The 15,986-nt window shown below is 67.4% G+C and carries 15 protein-coding genes and 3 tRNA genes; 4 read left to right on the top strand and 14 right to left on the bottom strand.

Features of this window, described 5'->3' with window-relative positions; genetic code table 11:
• Positions 1-25 precede the first annotated feature (25 nt).
• The 3 genes from ACMG4O_RS08330 to ACMG4O_RS08320 form a co-directional block, all read right to left on the bottom strand.
• A tRNA-Ser gene (locus ACMG4O_RS08330) sits at positions 26-115 on the bottom strand.
• Positions 116-352: 237 nt separating this feature from the next.
• Complete coding sequence (locus ACMG4O_RS08325) at positions 353-823, bottom strand: YiiD C-terminal domain-containing protein (protein WP_335628717.1); 471 nt, start codon at positions 821-823, stop codon at positions 353-355.
• Positions 816-1,388: a nitroreductase family protein gene (locus tag ACMG4O_RS08320; RefSeq protein WP_142950150.1), complete on the bottom strand. Its 573-nt coding sequence runs from the start codon at positions 1,386-1,388 to the stop codon at positions 816-818. Before ACMG4O_RS08320 ends, ACMG4O_RS08325 begins: the two co-directional genes overlap by 8 nt.
• A gap of 139 nt (positions 1,389-1,527) precedes the next feature.
• Here ACMG4O_RS08320 and ACMG4O_RS08315 point away from each other — a divergent pair, with 139 nt between their 5' ends.
• Positions 1,528-3,066, top strand: a complete 1,539-nt coding sequence (locus ACMG4O_RS08315; RefSeq protein ID WP_414433561.1) for an adenylate/guanylate cyclase domain-containing protein — start codon at positions 1,528-1,530, stop codon at positions 3,064-3,066.
• Positions 3,067-3,077: 11 nt separating this feature from the next.
• Positions 3,078-4,559, top strand: a complete 1,482-nt coding sequence (locus ACMG4O_RS08310) for an AbgT family transporter (protein ID WP_335628719.1) — start codon at positions 3,078-3,080, stop codon at positions 4,557-4,559.
• 102 nt (positions 4,560-4,661) lie between these two features.
• Here ACMG4O_RS08310 and queF read toward each other — a convergent pair whose 3' ends face one another.
• The 4 genes from queF to ACMG4O_RS08290 all read right to left on the bottom strand — a co-directional run bounded on the left by queF (position 4,662) and on the right by ACMG4O_RS08290 (position 7,892).
• The gene (gene queF / locus ACMG4O_RS08305) at positions 4,662-5,501 is read right to left on the bottom strand and encodes an NADPH-dependent 7-cyano-7-deazaguanine reductase QueF (protein WP_194856362.1); all 840 of its coding nucleotides are present in this window, start codon (positions 5,499-5,501) and stop codon (positions 4,662-4,664) included.
• Between the two features lie 5 nt (positions 5,502-5,506).
• Positions 5,507-6,280 carry an ABC transporter permease gene (locus ACMG4O_RS08300; protein WP_142950154.1) on the bottom strand — a complete coding sequence of 258 codons (774 nt, stop codon included), beginning with the start codon at positions 6,278-6,280 and terminating at the stop codon, positions 5,507-5,509.
• Entirely contained in the window at positions 6,277-7,224 is a 948-nt protein-coding gene (locus ACMG4O_RS08295; protein WP_142950155.1) for an ABC transporter ATP-binding protein, read from the bottom strand. Before ACMG4O_RS08295 ends, ACMG4O_RS08300 begins: the two co-directional genes overlap by 4 nt.
• A 62-nt stretch (positions 7,225-7,286) precedes the next feature.
• Positions 7,287-7,892 carry a histidine phosphatase family protein gene (locus tag ACMG4O_RS08290; RefSeq protein ID WP_370209560.1) on the bottom strand — a complete coding sequence of 202 codons (606 nt, stop codon included), beginning with the start codon at positions 7,890-7,892 and terminating at the stop codon, positions 7,287-7,289.
• Between the two features lie 206 nt (positions 7,893-8,098).
• Between ACMG4O_RS08290 and ACMG4O_RS08285 the strand changes: the two genes are divergently transcribed.
• Positions 8,099-10,966 carry an autotransporter domain-containing protein gene (locus ACMG4O_RS08285; protein WP_414433560.1) on the top strand — a complete coding sequence of 956 codons (2,868 nt, stop codon included), beginning with the start codon at positions 8,099-8,101 and terminating at the stop codon, positions 10,964-10,966.
• A 41-nt stretch (positions 10,967-11,007) separates the two neighbouring features.
• On the opposite strand, the gene ACMG4O_RS08280 is transcribed toward ACMG4O_RS08285, so the two are convergent.
• Positions 11,008-11,083 (bottom strand) — tRNA-Gly (locus tag ACMG4O_RS08280).
• 10 nt (positions 11,084-11,093) lie between these two features.
• Positions 11,094-11,169, bottom strand: a tRNA-Glu gene (locus ACMG4O_RS08275).
• A 155-nt stretch (positions 11,170-11,324) separates the two neighbouring features.
• Here ACMG4O_RS08275 and ACMG4O_RS08270 point away from each other — a divergent pair.
• Entirely contained in the window at positions 11,325-11,978 is a 654-nt protein-coding gene (locus ACMG4O_RS08270) for a glutathione S-transferase family protein (RefSeq protein ID WP_370203793.1), read from the top strand.
• Positions 11,979-12,002: 24 nt separating this feature from the next.
• On the opposite strand, the gene ACMG4O_RS08265 is transcribed toward ACMG4O_RS08270, so the two are convergent.
• Genes ACMG4O_RS08265 through ccmD form a run of 5 tightly spaced genes read right to left on the bottom strand, consistent with a single transcriptional unit; the run spans position 12,003 to position 15,985 of the window.
• The gene (locus tag ACMG4O_RS08265) at positions 12,003-12,491 is read right to left on the bottom strand and encodes a GDYXXLXY domain-containing protein (RefSeq protein WP_414433559.1); all 489 of its coding nucleotides are present in this window, start codon (positions 12,489-12,491) and stop codon (positions 12,003-12,005) included.
• 24 nt (positions 12,492-12,515) lie between these two features.
• Positions 12,516-13,751 (bottom strand): DUF2157 domain-containing protein, encoded by a 1,236-nt coding sequence (locus ACMG4O_RS08260; protein WP_414433558.1) that lies wholly within the window; start codon positions 13,749-13,751, stop codon positions 12,516-12,518.
• Positions 13,752-15,239, bottom strand: a complete 1,488-nt coding sequence (locus tag ACMG4O_RS08255) for a RimK family protein (RefSeq protein WP_194856357.1) — start codon at positions 15,237-15,239, stop codon at positions 13,752-13,754.
• A gap of 27 nt (positions 15,240-15,266) precedes the next feature.
• Entirely contained in the window at positions 15,267-15,755 is a 489-nt protein-coding gene (gene ccmE / locus ACMG4O_RS08250; protein WP_142950161.1) for a cytochrome c maturation protein CcmE, read from the bottom strand.
• Positions 15,752-15,985, bottom strand: coding sequence for a heme exporter protein CcmD (gene ccmD / locus ACMG4O_RS08245; protein ID WP_194856356.1), 234 nt, complete (start codon positions 15,983-15,985; stop codon positions 15,752-15,754). Before ccmD ends, ccmE begins: the two co-directional genes overlap by 4 nt.
• Position 15,986: the final 1 nt, after the last annotated feature.

Genomic DNA, 15,986 nt, shown 5'->3' with positions numbered 1-15,986 from the left:
TCCCGTTTGGGACCCCTTTTTTATTTGGCGGTGAGGGAGGGATTCGAACCCTCGATACGCGTAAACGTATACACGCTTTCCAGGCGTGCTCCTTCAGCCACTCGGACACCTCACCAAAACTGATTGTCACTACCAGCTGGCCGCGCTCTGGTAGTCGCACGCGAGCGTGCTCGTTACTCGGGCTCACGCCCTCGCCCCTTCGGGGCCGTCACCGCTACGCGGCGACGTTCGCTTGCCTTCGGCAAGGCGTCAGCCACTCGGACACCTCACCAAAACTGGCTGCTCTGAGTCATCATCAGAGGGCGCGTAGGGTACCCGAGGGTCGCGGTTCAGGCAAGCGTGGCGGCGTCACTCAGGCGTTATCCGTGTTGTTTCTGGCCAGGTAAAGGCCCTGGTACTCGGAGACCACCACACCCTGGGCGTCGGTTGCCCGGGCCAGAATCGCCAGGCTCGCTTTGCCGCGCCGCTTCAGGCGCTGGTGAAACCGGCCGCTCTCGCCGTCGTCGGCCCAGGCGCGGATTTCAATGTCGCCGTGCAGCGGCGCGCGGAATTGCAGGCTGGATTCCACCGCCACCACATCGACGCTGGCCTCGCCTTCCCCCACCGCCGAGTCCGCCATCAGCGTGGTGCAGGCCCAGCCGGCCAGGGTCAGCAGCGCCGCCTGGCTGCCGGCGAAGAAGGTGCCCTTGTCGTTATGGTTGGGGGCCAGCGGCGCGGTCAGGGTGAGCCGTTCGCCGTCGAAGGCGGTGAAGCGGAAGTCCAGATGGGTGGTGAGCGGTATCGCCGCGCGCACGCGGTCGGCCAGGGCGTCGAGATCACTCATCGCGCCCCCGGGGAAGCTCACGCAGAAAGGTTTCCGGTTGTTCGTCCGGCAGGTTCTTCAGGGCCCCGGCGGGGGTGCCCAGGTAGACGAAGCCCACCACCTGATCCTTGTCGGCGAAGCCCAGGCGCGCTTTGACGGTTTCGTCGTTGGCCAGGTCGCCGGTGCGCCACATGGCACCGATGCCCAGGGCGTGGGCCGCCACCATGATGTTCTGCACCGCCGCGCCCACCGCCAGCACCTGTTCCCAGGCGGGCACCTTATGGCCTTCGGTGATCTCCGCCACGGCGACGATGATGGTGGGCGCGCGCAGGGCCTTGTTGCGGATATTGTCGCGGGCGCACTGGTCCGCCTCCGGCTGCCGGCGCAGCAGGCGCCACTCCATGATGTCGCCGAGGCGTTCGCGCTCTTCGCCTTCCAGCACCAGAAACCGCCAGGGGCGCAGCATGCCGTGGTCGGGGGCGCGGATCGCCGCCGCCAGCAACTGTCTGACCTGATCGGCGGAAGGGCCGGGCTCGGTGAGGCGGGCCACGGAAACGCGGGTGTTGAGCGCGGTCAGTGTGTCCATCGGAACTCCTGTGGGCGAACGGTGACGCGCCGGGGATTGTACGGCAAAGCGCGCTTGCTTTCCTTGCCGTCGGGCGATCAGTCTTTTTTCTTAACCCACAACTGGGTAAGCTCCGGACAAACGTCCTGATTGGCAGTGCATGAGTACATCCAAGAACCGCCCCCGCAAGCCCTATCTGGATCCGATGGAGCGCGCGCGCCGGCTGAGCAATTATATCCGCCTGCTTGCCTTCGTGGTGGCGGCGACCATTCTGATGGCCGGTGTCGGCCTGCAGCTTTATCCCTCCCACTATCTGCTCGGCGTGGCCGGCCTGCTGGCCTATCCGCTGCTGGTGCAGACCCTGGTGGTGGTGGGCCAGCGCAAGGACCTGCTGCCGGAACATTTCTCGCCGGTGGTGATGCAGCTGGACGCGGCGATCATCGGGGTGGCCTGCGCGCTGCTGCACTTCGCGGTGGTGCCGAGCCTGGTGCTGCTGATCATCGTGCACGCCAACGCGGTAAGCAGCGGCGGCCTGCGCCCCTGGCTGCTGAACGTGCTGATGACGCTGGGCGGCGCCGCCCTGGCGTCACTGCTGCTGGGCGTGCCGCCCACCCCCACCACGGTGCCGCTGAGTGTGTCGGTGCTGTCGCTGGTGGGGCTGGGGCTGTACGTGGGCGCCAGTTCCTTCTATGCCAACCGTCAGGCGCAGTTCCTGCGCCAGGCGCAGATCCGGGTGCGCGAGCAACAGCAACAGGCGGTGGAGATGTCGCGCAAGCTGGCCAAGTATCTGCCGCCGCAGATCTGGGGCTCGCTGTTTTCCGGCAAGCGCGACGCCAAGCTGGAGACCCGGCGTAAACGGCTGACGGTGTTCTTCTCGGACATCAAGGGTTTTAGCGCGATCTCCGAGGAGCTGCCGCTGGACACCCTGACCCGCATGCTCAACACCTACCTCAGCGAGATGACGCGCATCGCCCTGCGCCACGGCGGCACCATCGACAAGTTCATCGGCGATGCGGTGATGGTGTTCTTCGGCGACCCGAAAAGCGAGGGCGCCCAGGAAGACGCCTACCGGTGCGCCGCCATGGCCATCGAGATGCAGCAGCACATGCGCTTTCTGCGCCAGCGCTGGCAACGCGAGGGCATCACCCAGAAGCTGGAAATCCGCATCGGCATCAACACCGGCTATGTGACGGTGGGCAACTTCGGCACCGACAGCCGCATGGACTACACCATCCTCGGCACCGACGTGAACCTGGCCAGCCGGCTGGAATCCGCCTGCCGGCCGGGGCAGGTGCTGATCTCGGAAAGCACCCATGAGCTGATCAAGGACCGGGTGCGCTGCCGTAATGTGGGCGAGGTGACGGCGAAGGGCTTCAGCCGGCCGATCCCGGTGTTCGAGGCCCAGGCGCTGAAGCGCAACGCCGGCGGCAAGCAACGCTTCGTGAGCGTCGCCACCACCGGGTTCGGCCTGCACATGGACCTGGAGCGCATTCACAACGTGGACAAAAACCGCATACTGAAGGCCCTGGCCCGCTCCGCCTCGGACCTGAAGAAGCGCAAGACCGTGGCCGTGGATTTCGAGGCGGAAGGCTTCGCGCTGCATGTGCACTCCGAGAGCCTGCCCGACCGCGACCGGGAAAAAGTGCTGGATGTGATGGGCAAGGCGGCGGCCAAGATACAACAACAAGTACGGCTCTAAGGAGAACCGCTATGGCTGAACCGTCCTCCGGCTGGCTGGCCCGGCTGGAACGCGCCGGCAACCGCCTGCCGCACCCCACCCTGCTGTTCGTCTGGCTGTGTCTGTTGATGCTGCCGCTGAGCGCGCTGCTGGCGGCGGTGGGCCTGACCGCCACGCATCCGCTGGAGGACCGCGCCATTGAGGTGCGCTCGCTGCTCGACGGCGACGGCCTTACCTATCTGTTCAGCGAGATGGTCACCAACTTCACCGGTTTCGCACCGCTGGGCGTGGTGCTGGTGGCGATGCTGGGGCTGGGCATCGCCGAGCATTCCGGCCTGCTGGGCGCCAGCCTGGCGGCGCTGGTGCGGCGCGCCTCGCACCGCACGCTGGTGGTGACGGTGGCGTTCGCCGGGGTGATGTCGAGCCTCGCCTTCGACGCCGGCTATGTGGTGCTGATTCCCCTCGCCGGCTTTCTGTTCCAGCTGGCCGGCCGCTCGCCGCTGGCCGGCATCGCCACCGCGTTCGCGGCGGTGTCCGGCGGCTACAGCGCCAACCTGCTGCTCGGCCCGGTGGACGCGGTGCTCGCCGGCCTGTCCACGGAGGCGGCGGCGATCGTCGAGCCCGACCGCGTGGTGTCGGCGGCGGGCAACTACTGGTTCATCATGGTCTCCACGGTGCTGGTCACCGCCGTGGTGTCACTGGTCACGGTGCGCATCACCGAGCCGCGCGTGGCCGACCGGCCCGCCGACAACAGTGACGAAGACCTGGCACCGCGCATGGACCGCCGCGCCCTGGGCTGGACCCTGGCGGTGCTGGCGCTGGGCGTGCTCGCGGTGGTGCTGCTGGTGGCGCCGGCGGACGCGCCGCTGCGCGGTGAGGACGGCGGCCTGCTGCAGTCGCCGTTCATGTCGTCGCTGGTGGTGCTGATCGCGCTGCTGGCGGGGCTGTGCGGCGCCGTCTACGGGCGGGTGAGCGGCCGCTTCCGCTCCGCCGGCGGCATCATCGAGGCGATGGAAACCACCATGAGCTCGATGTCCGGTTACCTGGTGCTGATGTTCTTCGCCGCCCAGTTCGTGGCCTGGTTCAGCTACAGCCAGCTGGGGCTGGTGCTGGCGATCAAGGGCGCCGCCTGGCTGGGCGGCCTGAATCTGCCGACCGTGGCGCTGCTGCTGTTGTTCGTGGGGCTGGTGGCGCTGATCAACCTGATGATCGGCAGCGCCTCCGCCAAGTGGGGCATCCTGGCGCCGGTGTTCGTGCCCATGCTGATGCTGGTGGGCATCGACCCGGAAGCCACCCAGGCGGCCTACCGGGTGGGCGATTCCAGCACCAACATCATCACCCCGCTGATGCCCTACTTCGCCCTGGTGCTGGGCTTCGCCCGCCGTTACCGGAGCGACACCGGCATCGGCACGCTGATCGCGCTGATGCTGCCCTACAGCCTGGCGCTGCTGGCCGGCTGGTCGGTGCTGCTGGGGGTTTGGATCGGTTTCGGCTGGCCGCTGGGCGCGGGCTAGCCGGCAAGGTCTCTGGGATCCTGCCGGGCGGTCTGGGACCGCCCTTTCGCGGGCAGGGCCCGCTCCCACAGCCCGCTCCCACAACCCGCTCCCAGAGGCGTGCTACTGGCGGATGGTGCGCAGGTTGCGCGGCAGGTCTTCGTAGTCCGAGCGGAACGGGTTGATGTCCAGCCCGCCGCGGCGGGTGAAGCGGCCGTACACCGACAGATGACGGGGCGCGCACTGGCGCTTCAGGTCGACGAACATCTGCTCGATGATCTGTTCGTGGAAGCCCTGGTGGTTGCGCAGCGAGACCACGTAGCGCAGAAAGCTGGCCGGGCTGATCTCGGCGCCGGTGTAGCGCACCTGAACCGTGCCCCAGTCTGGCTGATTGGTGACCGGGCAGTGGCTGCGCAGCAGGTGCGACACCAGCGCGCCGTTGCGCTCCGGCCCCTGTTCGGTGAACAGCAGATCCGGGCGGTACTCGAAATGCTCGAACGCCACGTCGAGATGATCGACGCTGTCGCCGTGGTCGTCCCAGACCGCGGCGCGGGCCGCTTCCTCCATGCTCATGACGCGCACGTCCACCGGTGCCCCGGCCACCTGGGCCAGATCGCCGGCGATCGCCTTGATCACCGCCTCGCGGGACGCGAAGCGGGTGTTGGCGAACGAGTTCAGATAGAGCTTCAGCGACTTGGATTCGATGATGTTCGGCGAGATGCAGGGCACCACCAGCTCGGCCATGGCCACCACCGGCTTGCCGCGCTCGTTGAGCCAGGACAGCTCATAGGCGTTCCAGATGTCCTGGCCGTGGAACGGCAGCCGCGGCTCGCCTTCGGCGGCGGTGTCCAGGTCCAGGCTTTCGCGGGCGTCCCAACGGGGCACCGGGCACAGCAACGAAGGCGTGTACTGGTCGATGAAAGCGCTGGTGCGGCCCAGCGGCGTGTCGTTGAGAAAGCTCATGTCGATTACCCGCGAATTCCGGTGCCCCGCCGCAGCAGCCACAGCGCCAGCAGAAAGAACACTACCGTAAAGGCGAAGATAGCAGCCAGGGAGGCGTATACGTTGACGTCGCTCACACCCAGCACGCCGTAGCGGAAGGCGTTGACCATATAAACGATGGGGTTCACCAGGGTCACGGTGCGCCAGAATTCGGAGAGCAGGTCCAGGGAGTAGAACACCCCGCCCAGGTAGGTCAGCGGCGTGAGAATAAAGTTGGGAATGATGCTGATGTCGTCAAAGTTGTTGGCGAAGATGGCGTTGATAAAGCCGCCCAGGGCGAACAGCGCCGAGGTCATCGCCACCACCAGCAGGGTGATCCAGGCGTGCTGCACGTTGAGATCGGTGAAGAACAGGCTCACCGTGGTGACGATGCCGCCCACCATGATACCGCGCACCATGCCGCCCACCACGAAGCCGGACAGGATCACGAACGGCGACATCGGCGACACCAGCATCTCCTCGATGGAGTGCTGGAACTTGGTGGAAAAGAACGAACTGACCACGTTGCCGTAGCTGTTCTGGATCACGCTCATCATGATCAGGCCGGGCACGATGTACTGCATGTAATCGAAGCCGCCCATCTCGCCGATACGGCTGCCCACCAGGTTGCCGAAGATCACGAAATACAGGGTCATGGTGATCGCCGGCGGCAGCAGCGTCTGCGGCCAGATGCGCAGGAAGCGGCGCACTTCCTTGGTGACGATGGTCAGGAAAGCGACCCATTGTTGATGCAGCGTCATGAGGCGTTCTCCCGCTGCGGGTTCTGTTCAGGCAGGTTCTGTTCCACCAGGCGCACGAACAACTCCTCGAGACGGTTGGCTTTGTTACGCATGCTCATTACTTCGAAATTCTGCTCCGCCAGGGCCACGAACAACTGGTTCAGGCTCTGCGTCTTAGGCACCGCCACTTCCAGGGTGCCGGCGTCGCGCAGGTGCACGTCGAAACCGGGCAGCTCCGGCGCGTGGTCCACCGGCCGGGCCAGATCCAGGATGAAGGTTTCCACCTGCAGCTTTTCCAGCAGCGACTTCATGTCGGTGTTCTCGACGATGCGGCCGTGGTCGATGATGGCGATGCGGCGGCACAGGGACTCCGCCTCTTCCAGATAGTGGGTGGTGAGAATAATGGTGCGGCCCTCGTTGTTGAGGCCGATCAGGAAGTCCCACATGGAACGGCGCAGCTCGATGTCCACCCCGGCGGTGGGCTCATCGAGGATCAGCAGCTCCGGCTCGTGGACCAGGGCGCGGGCGATCATCAGCCGGCGCTTCATGCCCCCGGACAGGGAGCGGGCCTGGTTCTTGCGCTTGTCCCACAGCCCCAGCTTGCGCAGGTACTTCTCGGCGCGCTGCCGGGCCAGGGGCGCGGGAATGCCGTAGAAGCCGGCCTGGGTGACGACGATGTCGAACACCTTTTCGAACTGGCTGAAATTGAATTCCTGGGGCACCACGCCGATCTTCTGCTTGGCCAGCTCCCGTTCCTGGTCCAGGGAGTGGCCGAGGATGGTGACCTCGCCGCCGGTCTTGTTGACCAGCGAACTGACGATGCCGATGGTGGTGGACTTGCCGGCGCCGTTGGGGCCCAGCAGCGCGAAGAAATCACCCCGCTCCACGGTCAGGTCGATGCCTTTGAGCGCCTCGACACCGTTGGCGTAGGTCTTGGTGAGATTACGAAGGGTCAGGGCAGACAAACATCACCTCGCCGGCTGCGGAAAAGAAACAAGCAACACAGATGGGGGCGGCACCGCACGATTCAAGCCAGCGCCAATTCCCGGTGCCCGTGATGACCGCGCCACACCCAGTGCATGCGGGCGTCCTCGAACCACACCCACAGCCCTTCCATCATCCACGGCCAGTGCTCCTCGTCGATGGCGTCGCGGCCTTCCAGCTCCGCCACCAGCACGGCGAGAATGGTGTCATGGGTCACGTGCACCGCCAGTGAACCCGGCTCCGGCTCGCGCTGGTACAGATACGAAGCCAGCTTGGCGCGGCCCGCCGCCGGCGACAGCATGCCTTCGAACGGGGTTTTCAGGTGCTGGTTGAGAAAGCTCAGCGCCCCCATCTTGAGAAAGGTCGGCCCCACCCGGTTGATGTCTTCCACGTAGCAGCCGGGTTCCACCAGGGTCGGGTCGGTGACCACCTCCGGCATCGCCGGGATCAGGCCCGCCTCCAGGGCGCCCTCCGCCATGGCGGTGGCGGTGTCCACGCAGCGGCCCACCGGGCTGGAATAGAACGCCTGCACCGGGCGCTCCAGACGGGCGCCCCACTCACGGGCCATCGCCACGCCTTCCGCGGTGAGCGGCAGGCGGTAGTCGGCGAAGCCGTTCTTGGCCAGCTCCCGCACGGAGTGCCGGGTCAACAGGTGAGCCGGCCGGTGAGCCGGAAGCAGACGGATCGCATCGTGAAGGCGGGGGTGTAATCGGGCCATGGTCCCTCTCTAAGACTGCCTCATGGTACGGTCCCGGGGAGGTACTGCCAAGTTCGCCGCTTGGACTCCCCTATTTAAGGGATACCAGTCGCCCGCCTCCCGTGATGTATTCCCCCGATTCTAAAAAAGAGAGGGGAATGACCATGCAGCAGGCAGGCGCGCCGCGGGCGTCACGCGTGAAGCGTTTTATTGTCACGGGCCCGGCGCTGGTGGCGCTGATGGCCGCCGATCAGGCGCTGGCCCAGACGTTCATTGACGCCGGCGACCAGGAAATCATCGATAACACGGCGCAAAGCACGCAACCCAACCCCTGGGACACCGGCTTCTTGCAGGTCGACGGCACCCTGACCATCGGCGAGACCGGCGCTGTGACCAGCTCGATCACCTATGTGGGCGGCGATCCCGCCGCCGCCAACCCCGCTGTGGTCAGCGTGGCGGGCACTGGCGCGCAATGGACCCTGACCGACGGGCTGTTCGTCGGTGATATCAACGACGGCGATATGACCGTGGGCGCCGGCGGCACCGTGACCAGCTCCTACGGCATCGTCGGCAGCAGCGATGGCGTGCTCGGCACGGTCGAAGTGGCGGGCCAGAACGCCCTTTGGGAAAACACCGGCACGCTCTCCATCGGCAACTATGGTCAGGCGGAAATGACGGTCGGCGCCGGCGGCACGGTGACCAACACGGTGGGTTATATCGGCTCGTTCGCCGGCTCCAACGGCGTGGTGACGGTCAGCGGCGACCAGGCGCGCTGGGACAACAGCGCCGATCTGGTGGTGGGCAGCTCCGGCACCGGCACCCTGAACATCGGCGCCGGTGGTACGGTCACCAACCTGAATACCTTCGTGGGCAGCTTCGCGGACGGTGACGGCACCGTGGTGGTGGACGGCGACGGCGCCGGCTGGCAAAACAGCGGCGCGCTGATCGTCGGCGCCGAGGGCAGCGGCGCCGTGGACATCAACAACGGCACGGTGAGCAGCGAGAGCGGCACCCTCGGCAACGCCGTGGGCGCCGACGGCCGGGTGCGGGTGGCCGGCGATACGGCGCGCTGGACCAGCGCCCTGGCCATCCAGGTGGGCTACCAGGGCAGCGGCGACCTGGTGATCGAAGACGGCGGCCGGGCCGCCACCGGCGCGGTGATCGTCGGCGCCACGGCCTCCGGCTCGGGCACGCTCACCCTGGGCGGCACCGCCGCCGCACGGGGCATCCTGGAAACCGGCTTTGTGCAAAAACAGGACGGCGCCGGCAGCGTCACGCTGGACGGCGGCATGCTCCGGGCCACCGCCGACGAGCAGGATTTCCTGAGTGGCTTCAGCGCCGGTGACGTCAACATCGAAGCCGGCGGCGCCTGGGTCGATAACAACGGCCACGACATCGGCATTCAAACCGACCTGCAGGGCGCCGGCGGCCTGACCAAACTCGGCGCCGGCACCCTGGTGTTGTCGGGTAGCAACACCTATCAAGGCGCCACCGAGGTGGAGGCCGGTTCGCTGATCGTCAACGGCGACCTCGCGCCGTCGACGCTGACCATCCACGGCGGCGCCGGCCTGGGCGGCAACGGCACGGTCGGCACCACCAGCCTGGGCGCCGGCAGCACGCTGGCGCCGGGCAACTCGATCGGCACGCTCACCGTGGACGGTGACCTCACCTTCGACGGCGACACCACCTACCAGGTGGAAGTGGCCCCCGACGGCTCCGACAGCGACCTTGTCCAGGTCACCGGCCAGGCGCGGCTGAACGGCGCCGACGTGGCGCACATCGGCAACAGCGGCGACTACCGGCCCGCCACGGTCTACACCATTCTCAGCGCCGACGGCGGCCTCGACGGCACCTTCGGCGGCGTCAGCTCCGACTACGCCTTCCTGGTCGCGGACCTGTTCTACGACGCCAACAACGTCTACCTGCAATTGGCCCGCGACGGCTACGCCAGCTTCACTGACCGGGCCGTCACCGACAATCAGATCGCGGTGGCGGGCAGCGCGGACACCCTGGGCCCCGGCAACGACATCTACAGCGCTCTGCTCACCCTGCCCGACGACAACGCCCTGATCCGCGGCGCCTTTGACCAGCTGGCCGGGGAAATCCACGCCTCGCTGCGCAGCGCCCTGATCGAGGACAGCCGCTTTGTGCGCGACACCGCCGGCGAGCGGCTGCGCGCCGCCTTCCGGGCACGCCCCGCCGGCACCGTGGTGTGGAGCCGCGCCTACGGCAACTGGGGGGACAGCGACCGCGACGGCGGCGGCGCCGCGTCGATGGACCATTCCAGCGGCGGCCTGTTGATCGGCGCCGACGCGCCCCTCAACGACACCTGGCGGCTGGGCCTGCTGGCCGGCGCCGGCCGCACCTCCGTGGACATCGACGACCGCGACGCGTCCGGCAGCAGCGACGACTATCACCTGGGGCTGTACAGCGGCGGCCGCTGGGAGGCGCTGCGCCTCACCGCCGGGCTCGGCTACAGCTGGCACGACATCGAAACCGACCGCCGCGTGGCGTTCCACGACTTCGACGAGTCCCTGCGCGGCGACAATCGCGCCGATACCCTGCAGATCTTCGGTGAGGCGGGATACCGGCTGGATACCGACGCCCTGGCGCTGGAGCCCTTCGTCGGGCTGGCGCAAGTGCGCCTGAGCAGCGACGGCAGCGACGAGGACGGCGGCGCGGCGGCCCTGCGGGACGACGGCGACAGCACCGACACCACCTTCAGCACCCTGGGGCTGCGCGCCGCTTCCGGCCTGGGTCTCGCCGGTGTGCCGGCGCGGCTGCACGGCACCCTGGGCTGGCGCCACGCCTTCGGCGACACCGACTCGGAGGTCACCCAGACGTTCGCCGGCGGCCAGGCCTTCACCGTCAGCGGCGTGCCCATCGCCGAGGACGCGGCGATCGTCGAGGCCGGCCTGGACCTGAGCCTCTCCGAGCGCGCCACCCTGGGCGTCAGCTACGGTGGCCAGCTCGCCGCCGACCGCCGCGACCACGGCCTCGGCGCCCGCTTCGAGATGCAATTCTGAGTGACATAAAAAAAGGGACCCGGTCGGGTCCCTTTTGATTTTGGAGCGGGAAACGAGATTCGAACTCGCGACCCCAACCTTGGCAAGGTTGTGCTCTACCAGCTGAGCTATTCCCGCTTATAAAGAGTGGCGTCCCCTAGGGGAGTCGAACCCCTGTTACCGCCGTGAAAGGGCGGTGTCCTGGGCCACTAGACGAAGGGGACCCGGTGCTCTCAAGCGGCGCGTAGGATAGAAATCGGCGCCCCGGTCGTCAAGGAAAAATTTGCCGGAAGTGGTCATTGACCCGCCACCCGCTCTGCTTTATCCCTAGATGCCTGTAAAAAACGCCTGCCAAAAAACCAACCGGGAGAGAAAACGCATGCCCATGAAACTGTACGGCGCGGTGATGTCGCCCTTCGTCCGCAAGACCCGCGTGGTGCTGGCCCTGAAGGGCCTGGACTACGAAGCGGTGCACGTGGACCCCAACAACAAACCCGAGGGCTACGAGAAGATCAGCCCGCTGCAGCGGATCCCGGCGCTGGAAGTGGACGGCCGCTATCTCGCCGATTCGGCGGTGATCTGCGCCTACCTGGAGAAAACCCACCCGGAGCCGGCGCTCTACCCCAGCGACCCGTTCCAGTACGCGCGCACCCTGTGGTTCGAAAAGTACGCGGACTACGAGCTGGCGCCGCACTGCACCTTCACCGTGTTCCGTAACCGGATCGTGAAGCGCCTGATGGGCCAGGACTGCGACGAGGAGGCCATCGCCAAGGCGCTGGAGAGCCGCATTCCGCCGCTGCTGGATTATCTGGAGCAGGAGCTGGACGGCCGCGAGTATCTGGTCGGCGACAGCCTCACCGTGGCGGACATCGCCGTGGCCAGCCAGCTGGTGAATTTCCGCCATGGCGGCGAGACCGTGGACGCCGGCCGCTACCCGAACCTGGCGGCGCACACCGAGCGCATGCACGCGCTGGCGCCGTTCGCCGGCACCATCGAGAAAGAGAGCGGCTTTATCAGCAAGATGCTGGGCTGACGCCCGCGGCGCCCGGCCCGCCGGCTAGGGCGCCGATTCCCCGCCACCGGCCTCCACGGCCACCAGCGCGGCACGGCCGTCCGGCGCGATGCGGACCCGGGCCACGCCGCCTTCGGCCAGCTCCCGTTCCAGCCGCAACGCCTCTTCCGGCGCCGCGAACCAGGCTTCGATGCCGTAACGAATGTGCAGTTCACCGCCACTGACCCGCTCAATGGTACCGCGCAGATACAGCCGCTCGCCGTCCGGTTCCCGTAAACGCACGCCGTCCGCCCGCCACAGCGCGCCGTCCCGCTGCAAGCGCACGAACACCGGATCACCGGCGCGGGGCAGCTCCATCTCGGGCAGCGGCTGGCGGGACAGGGCGTAGTTCAGGCGCACGTACTGGCCCCGGAACAGGTCGCGCGGGTCCACCGGCACGGTGGCCAGGCGCACCTCGGTGCCCACCCACAGCGGATACTGGCTGTACACGAACAGGCCGCCCAGCACCGCCAGCTGCAGCAGCACCGCGGCCACCAGCGCTCATGAGCCGGCGCCGGCTCATGAGCGCGCCTCCCGGCGGCGCCAGTAGCGGCCGGCGACGAACAGCAGCGCCGCCATGCCGAGGAACAGCCCGGCGGCGCCCAGATAGCCGCCGATCAGGTCCAGGTAGCGCAGCAGCGCCAGGATGAGGATGGCGACCAGCCCGGTGACATAGAGGCCGCCCTCGCCTTCCAGCAGGCCGCGCCGCATCCAGTGCATCGCCAGCAGCAATAACAGCAGGTTGGACGCCACCGCCCAGACCAGGGCCTGGTCGGGCACGCCGCCGGTGTGCACCGCGATCAGCAGGGCGGCCACCGCCGGCGCCACCAGGGGCCACCCCAGCAGGGCCGCCGCCAGCAGTGCCACCAGCGCCGCCCACAGACCCGGATCGAGCCAGGTCCAGGCGTAGGCCAGATAGTGCTCCCAGCCGTCCACGAAGGTGAACGGCAGGATCGCCAGCACCGTGAGCCGGGGCATCCAGTTACCGGCGCCGGCGCTCCACCAGGCCGGGCGGGCGGCGAGCGCGCCGGCCAGTACCAGCAGGCCCAGGTTGAAGCTGATCATGCCCTCCTGGGCCTGGGGGCCGAAGTCGGTGGCGTAGACCCAGGCCAGCATCAGGTTCAGCCACAGGGCGGTGGCGGCCAGTGTCGCCAGGGCGAGCCCGGCGACCCGGCGGCGCCAGGCCACCCAGAACGCCACCGCCAGGAACAGCGGCATCAGCCAGGGGGCGGCGAAGCGGTATTCCAGCAGCATCCAGGCCACCGCCACCGCCAGGCCCTGCAGCGCCAGCAGGCGGCCGCCGCTGAGCAGGGTCAGCGGCACCAGGCCCAGGGCCCAGAGCAGCAGGCCGTTGGGGAAGTGCTCGCCCAGGTGGTACATCTGCCCGGTGAGCATGATCGAGGCGCCGTAGGCGAAGCCGCCCAGGAACAGCAGGCCGCCGCCGCTGCCGCTGCCGGCGCGGGCCAGGCGCAGCACGCCCCAGCCGTTGAGCACGGCGGTCAGGGTGACCAGGCCGGCGAAGCGGGCCAGGCGCGGCAGCTGCTCCCAGTTGGCGGACACCAGCAACAGCAGGGCCAGCCCGGCGAACAGGCCGGCCAGACCGGTGAGCAGCCCCAGCGCCGAGGGGCCGGTATCGTTCAGGGAGGTGCCGTAGCGGTTGAGGATGCGCTCCGCCTGGAACGGCTCCACCAGGCCCTCATCGACCCAGCGGCGGGTTTCCCGGCGCAGCAGGTTCTTGCGCATCCAGCCCAGCATCTAGAGCGGCAGCCCCAGCCGGCGGGCTTCCATGCGGCGCAGGAATTCCAGCATGATCTGCCGGTACAGATCCTCGCCCAGCCACAGGTCCTCGACGCCGGCGTCCACGTTGGGGTTGTCGTTGACTTCGATCACCACCACCTGATCGCCGGACTGCTTCAGGTCCACGCCGTACAGGCCGTTGCCCATCAGCCGCGCCGCCTTGAGCGCCATGCGCAGCACCTTGGCGGGCACGTCGCGCACCGGCAGGGTGGCGAAGCGCCCGGAGCTGGTCTTGCCGCCGTCCTTGTGGTGGTAGATCTGCCAGTGGCCCTTGCTCATGAAGTACTGGCAGGCGAACAGCGGCCGGTTGTTGAGCACGCCGATGCGCCAGTCGTAGTCGGTGTACATGAACGCCTGGGCCAGCACCACCGCGGACTGCTTCAGGTAGCCGCTGAGCGCGGCGCGCAGCTCGGCTTTGTCCTTCACCTTGCTGATGCCCCGCGAAAAGCTGCCGTCGGGAATCTTCAGCACCATCGGCAGGCCCAGCTCGGCGATCAGGCTGTCCGCCTGGGCTTCGGAGTCGTCGAACACGAAGGCGGTGGGCGGCACCGGCACGCCGTTGGCCTGCATCAGCTCGGCCAGGTAGATCTTGTTGGTGCAGCGCAGGATCGAGCCGGGGTCGTCGATCACCACCATGCCTTCCTGCTCCGCCTTGCGGGCGAACTGGTAGGTGTGGTGATCGATGCCGGTGGTTTCACGGATGAACAGGCCGTCGTACTCACCCAGGCGGGTGTAGGCGTCGCGGTCGATGGGGTCCACCTTGATGCCCAACTGCCGGCCGGCCTTGATAAAGCGCTTGAGCGCGGCGCGGTTGCTGGGCGGCATGGCTTCTTTGTCGTCCACCAGCATGGCCAGGTCGTAACGGTCGCCGCGCCGGCGGCGGGGGTTGCGCCACACGCGCGCGTTGAACTGTTCCAGGGCGCGGGCGAAGGCGTCCTCTTCGTGCCCCTTGAGCTGCTTGAGGCTCACCGGGCGGATCGATTCCAGGGTCCACTCTTCGCGGCGGCGGAAGGAGACGCGCAGGATCGGACAGGGCATCTGATCGAAGATCTGGCGGCCCAGGTCGTTGAGCCCGTCCTGCTCCGCGTGACCGAAATAGAGCGTCAGGGTGACGCGGGTGGCGTCGCCGCCCTGCTTCTTCATGGCTTTGTCGAGGGCCGCTTCGAAGCGCTCGAAATGCAGGCCGTACAGCGCCTTGCGGCTAAGGTCGTTGACCGTGCGCACCGACGGCAGCACGCGCTGGCCGCGCGCTTCCGCCAGCAGCGAGCAGTAATAACCGGGCGACAGGTATTTATAGCTGCGGCACAGGTTGATCACCTGCACTTTCTTGTCGGTGCAAACGGGCTGGGCCGCCTGCAGATAGTCCCGCGCCGAAAGCAGATGGCGGGTGGGGTAATAGGCGGCCCAGTCCGCCGGGTCGTCGACCAGGATGATCACTTGGCTCATTGATGGCTCACTCGGCACTCAAACCGATTAGTCGTAATCGCCCTTGGGGTAACCGGCGTCTTCTTCCTTGGCGCCGGGCTTGCTGCCCGGGTGCCCGGCTTTTTCCAGTGCATCCTGTACCTCCGGCGGCATATAGGTCTCATCGTGTTTGGCCAGGACCTCGTCCGCCTCGAAACGGTCACGGCTCACCAGGGTGCCGTTGGCGACCACGCCCTGGCCCTCGCGGAACAGGTCGGGAAGAATGCCCTGGTAGTGAATAGCAAAGCTACCCTTTCCATCGGTGACCGTGAAGACCACGTCCAGGGTGTCCGGGTCCCGCTGCACCGAGCCGTCCTCGACCAGACCGCCGACGCGCATTTTGGCACCCACCGGTGCCTCACCGTTAACGATTTGCTGCGGCGTATAGAACAAATTGATGTTCTGACGCAGGGCGTAGACCGCCAGCCCCACCGCCACGGCCAGGCCCGCGAGCACCGCCAGCACCACGAATAGACGTTGTTTGCGAACCGGATTCATTGATTACTCTCCACACTGTTGGACGATGTGCCGGCCTTGGGCGATGTCCTGGCGCCGTCGCGGCGCGCCTGGCGGGCGATCTCGGCCCGCACCCGTCCCTGCCGTCGCACCGCCACCAGCATATTGGTGACGATCAGAAGCGCGCTGAGTCCGTAGGCGCTCCATACGAAAAAGCCGTGCTCGCCCATGGCGATAAAGGCGGCGACACTGTCGAAATAGGGGTCGAACATG

The sequence above is a fragment of the Alloalcanivorax venustensis genome, from assembly GCF_047495515.1.
GTDB lineage: Bacteria > Pseudomonadota > Gammaproteobacteria > Pseudomonadales > Alcanivoracaceae > Alloalcanivorax > Alloalcanivorax venustensis.
Note: the sequence above shows the minus strand (reverse complement) of the source record. Positions and strands in the feature narration are given on the sequence as shown.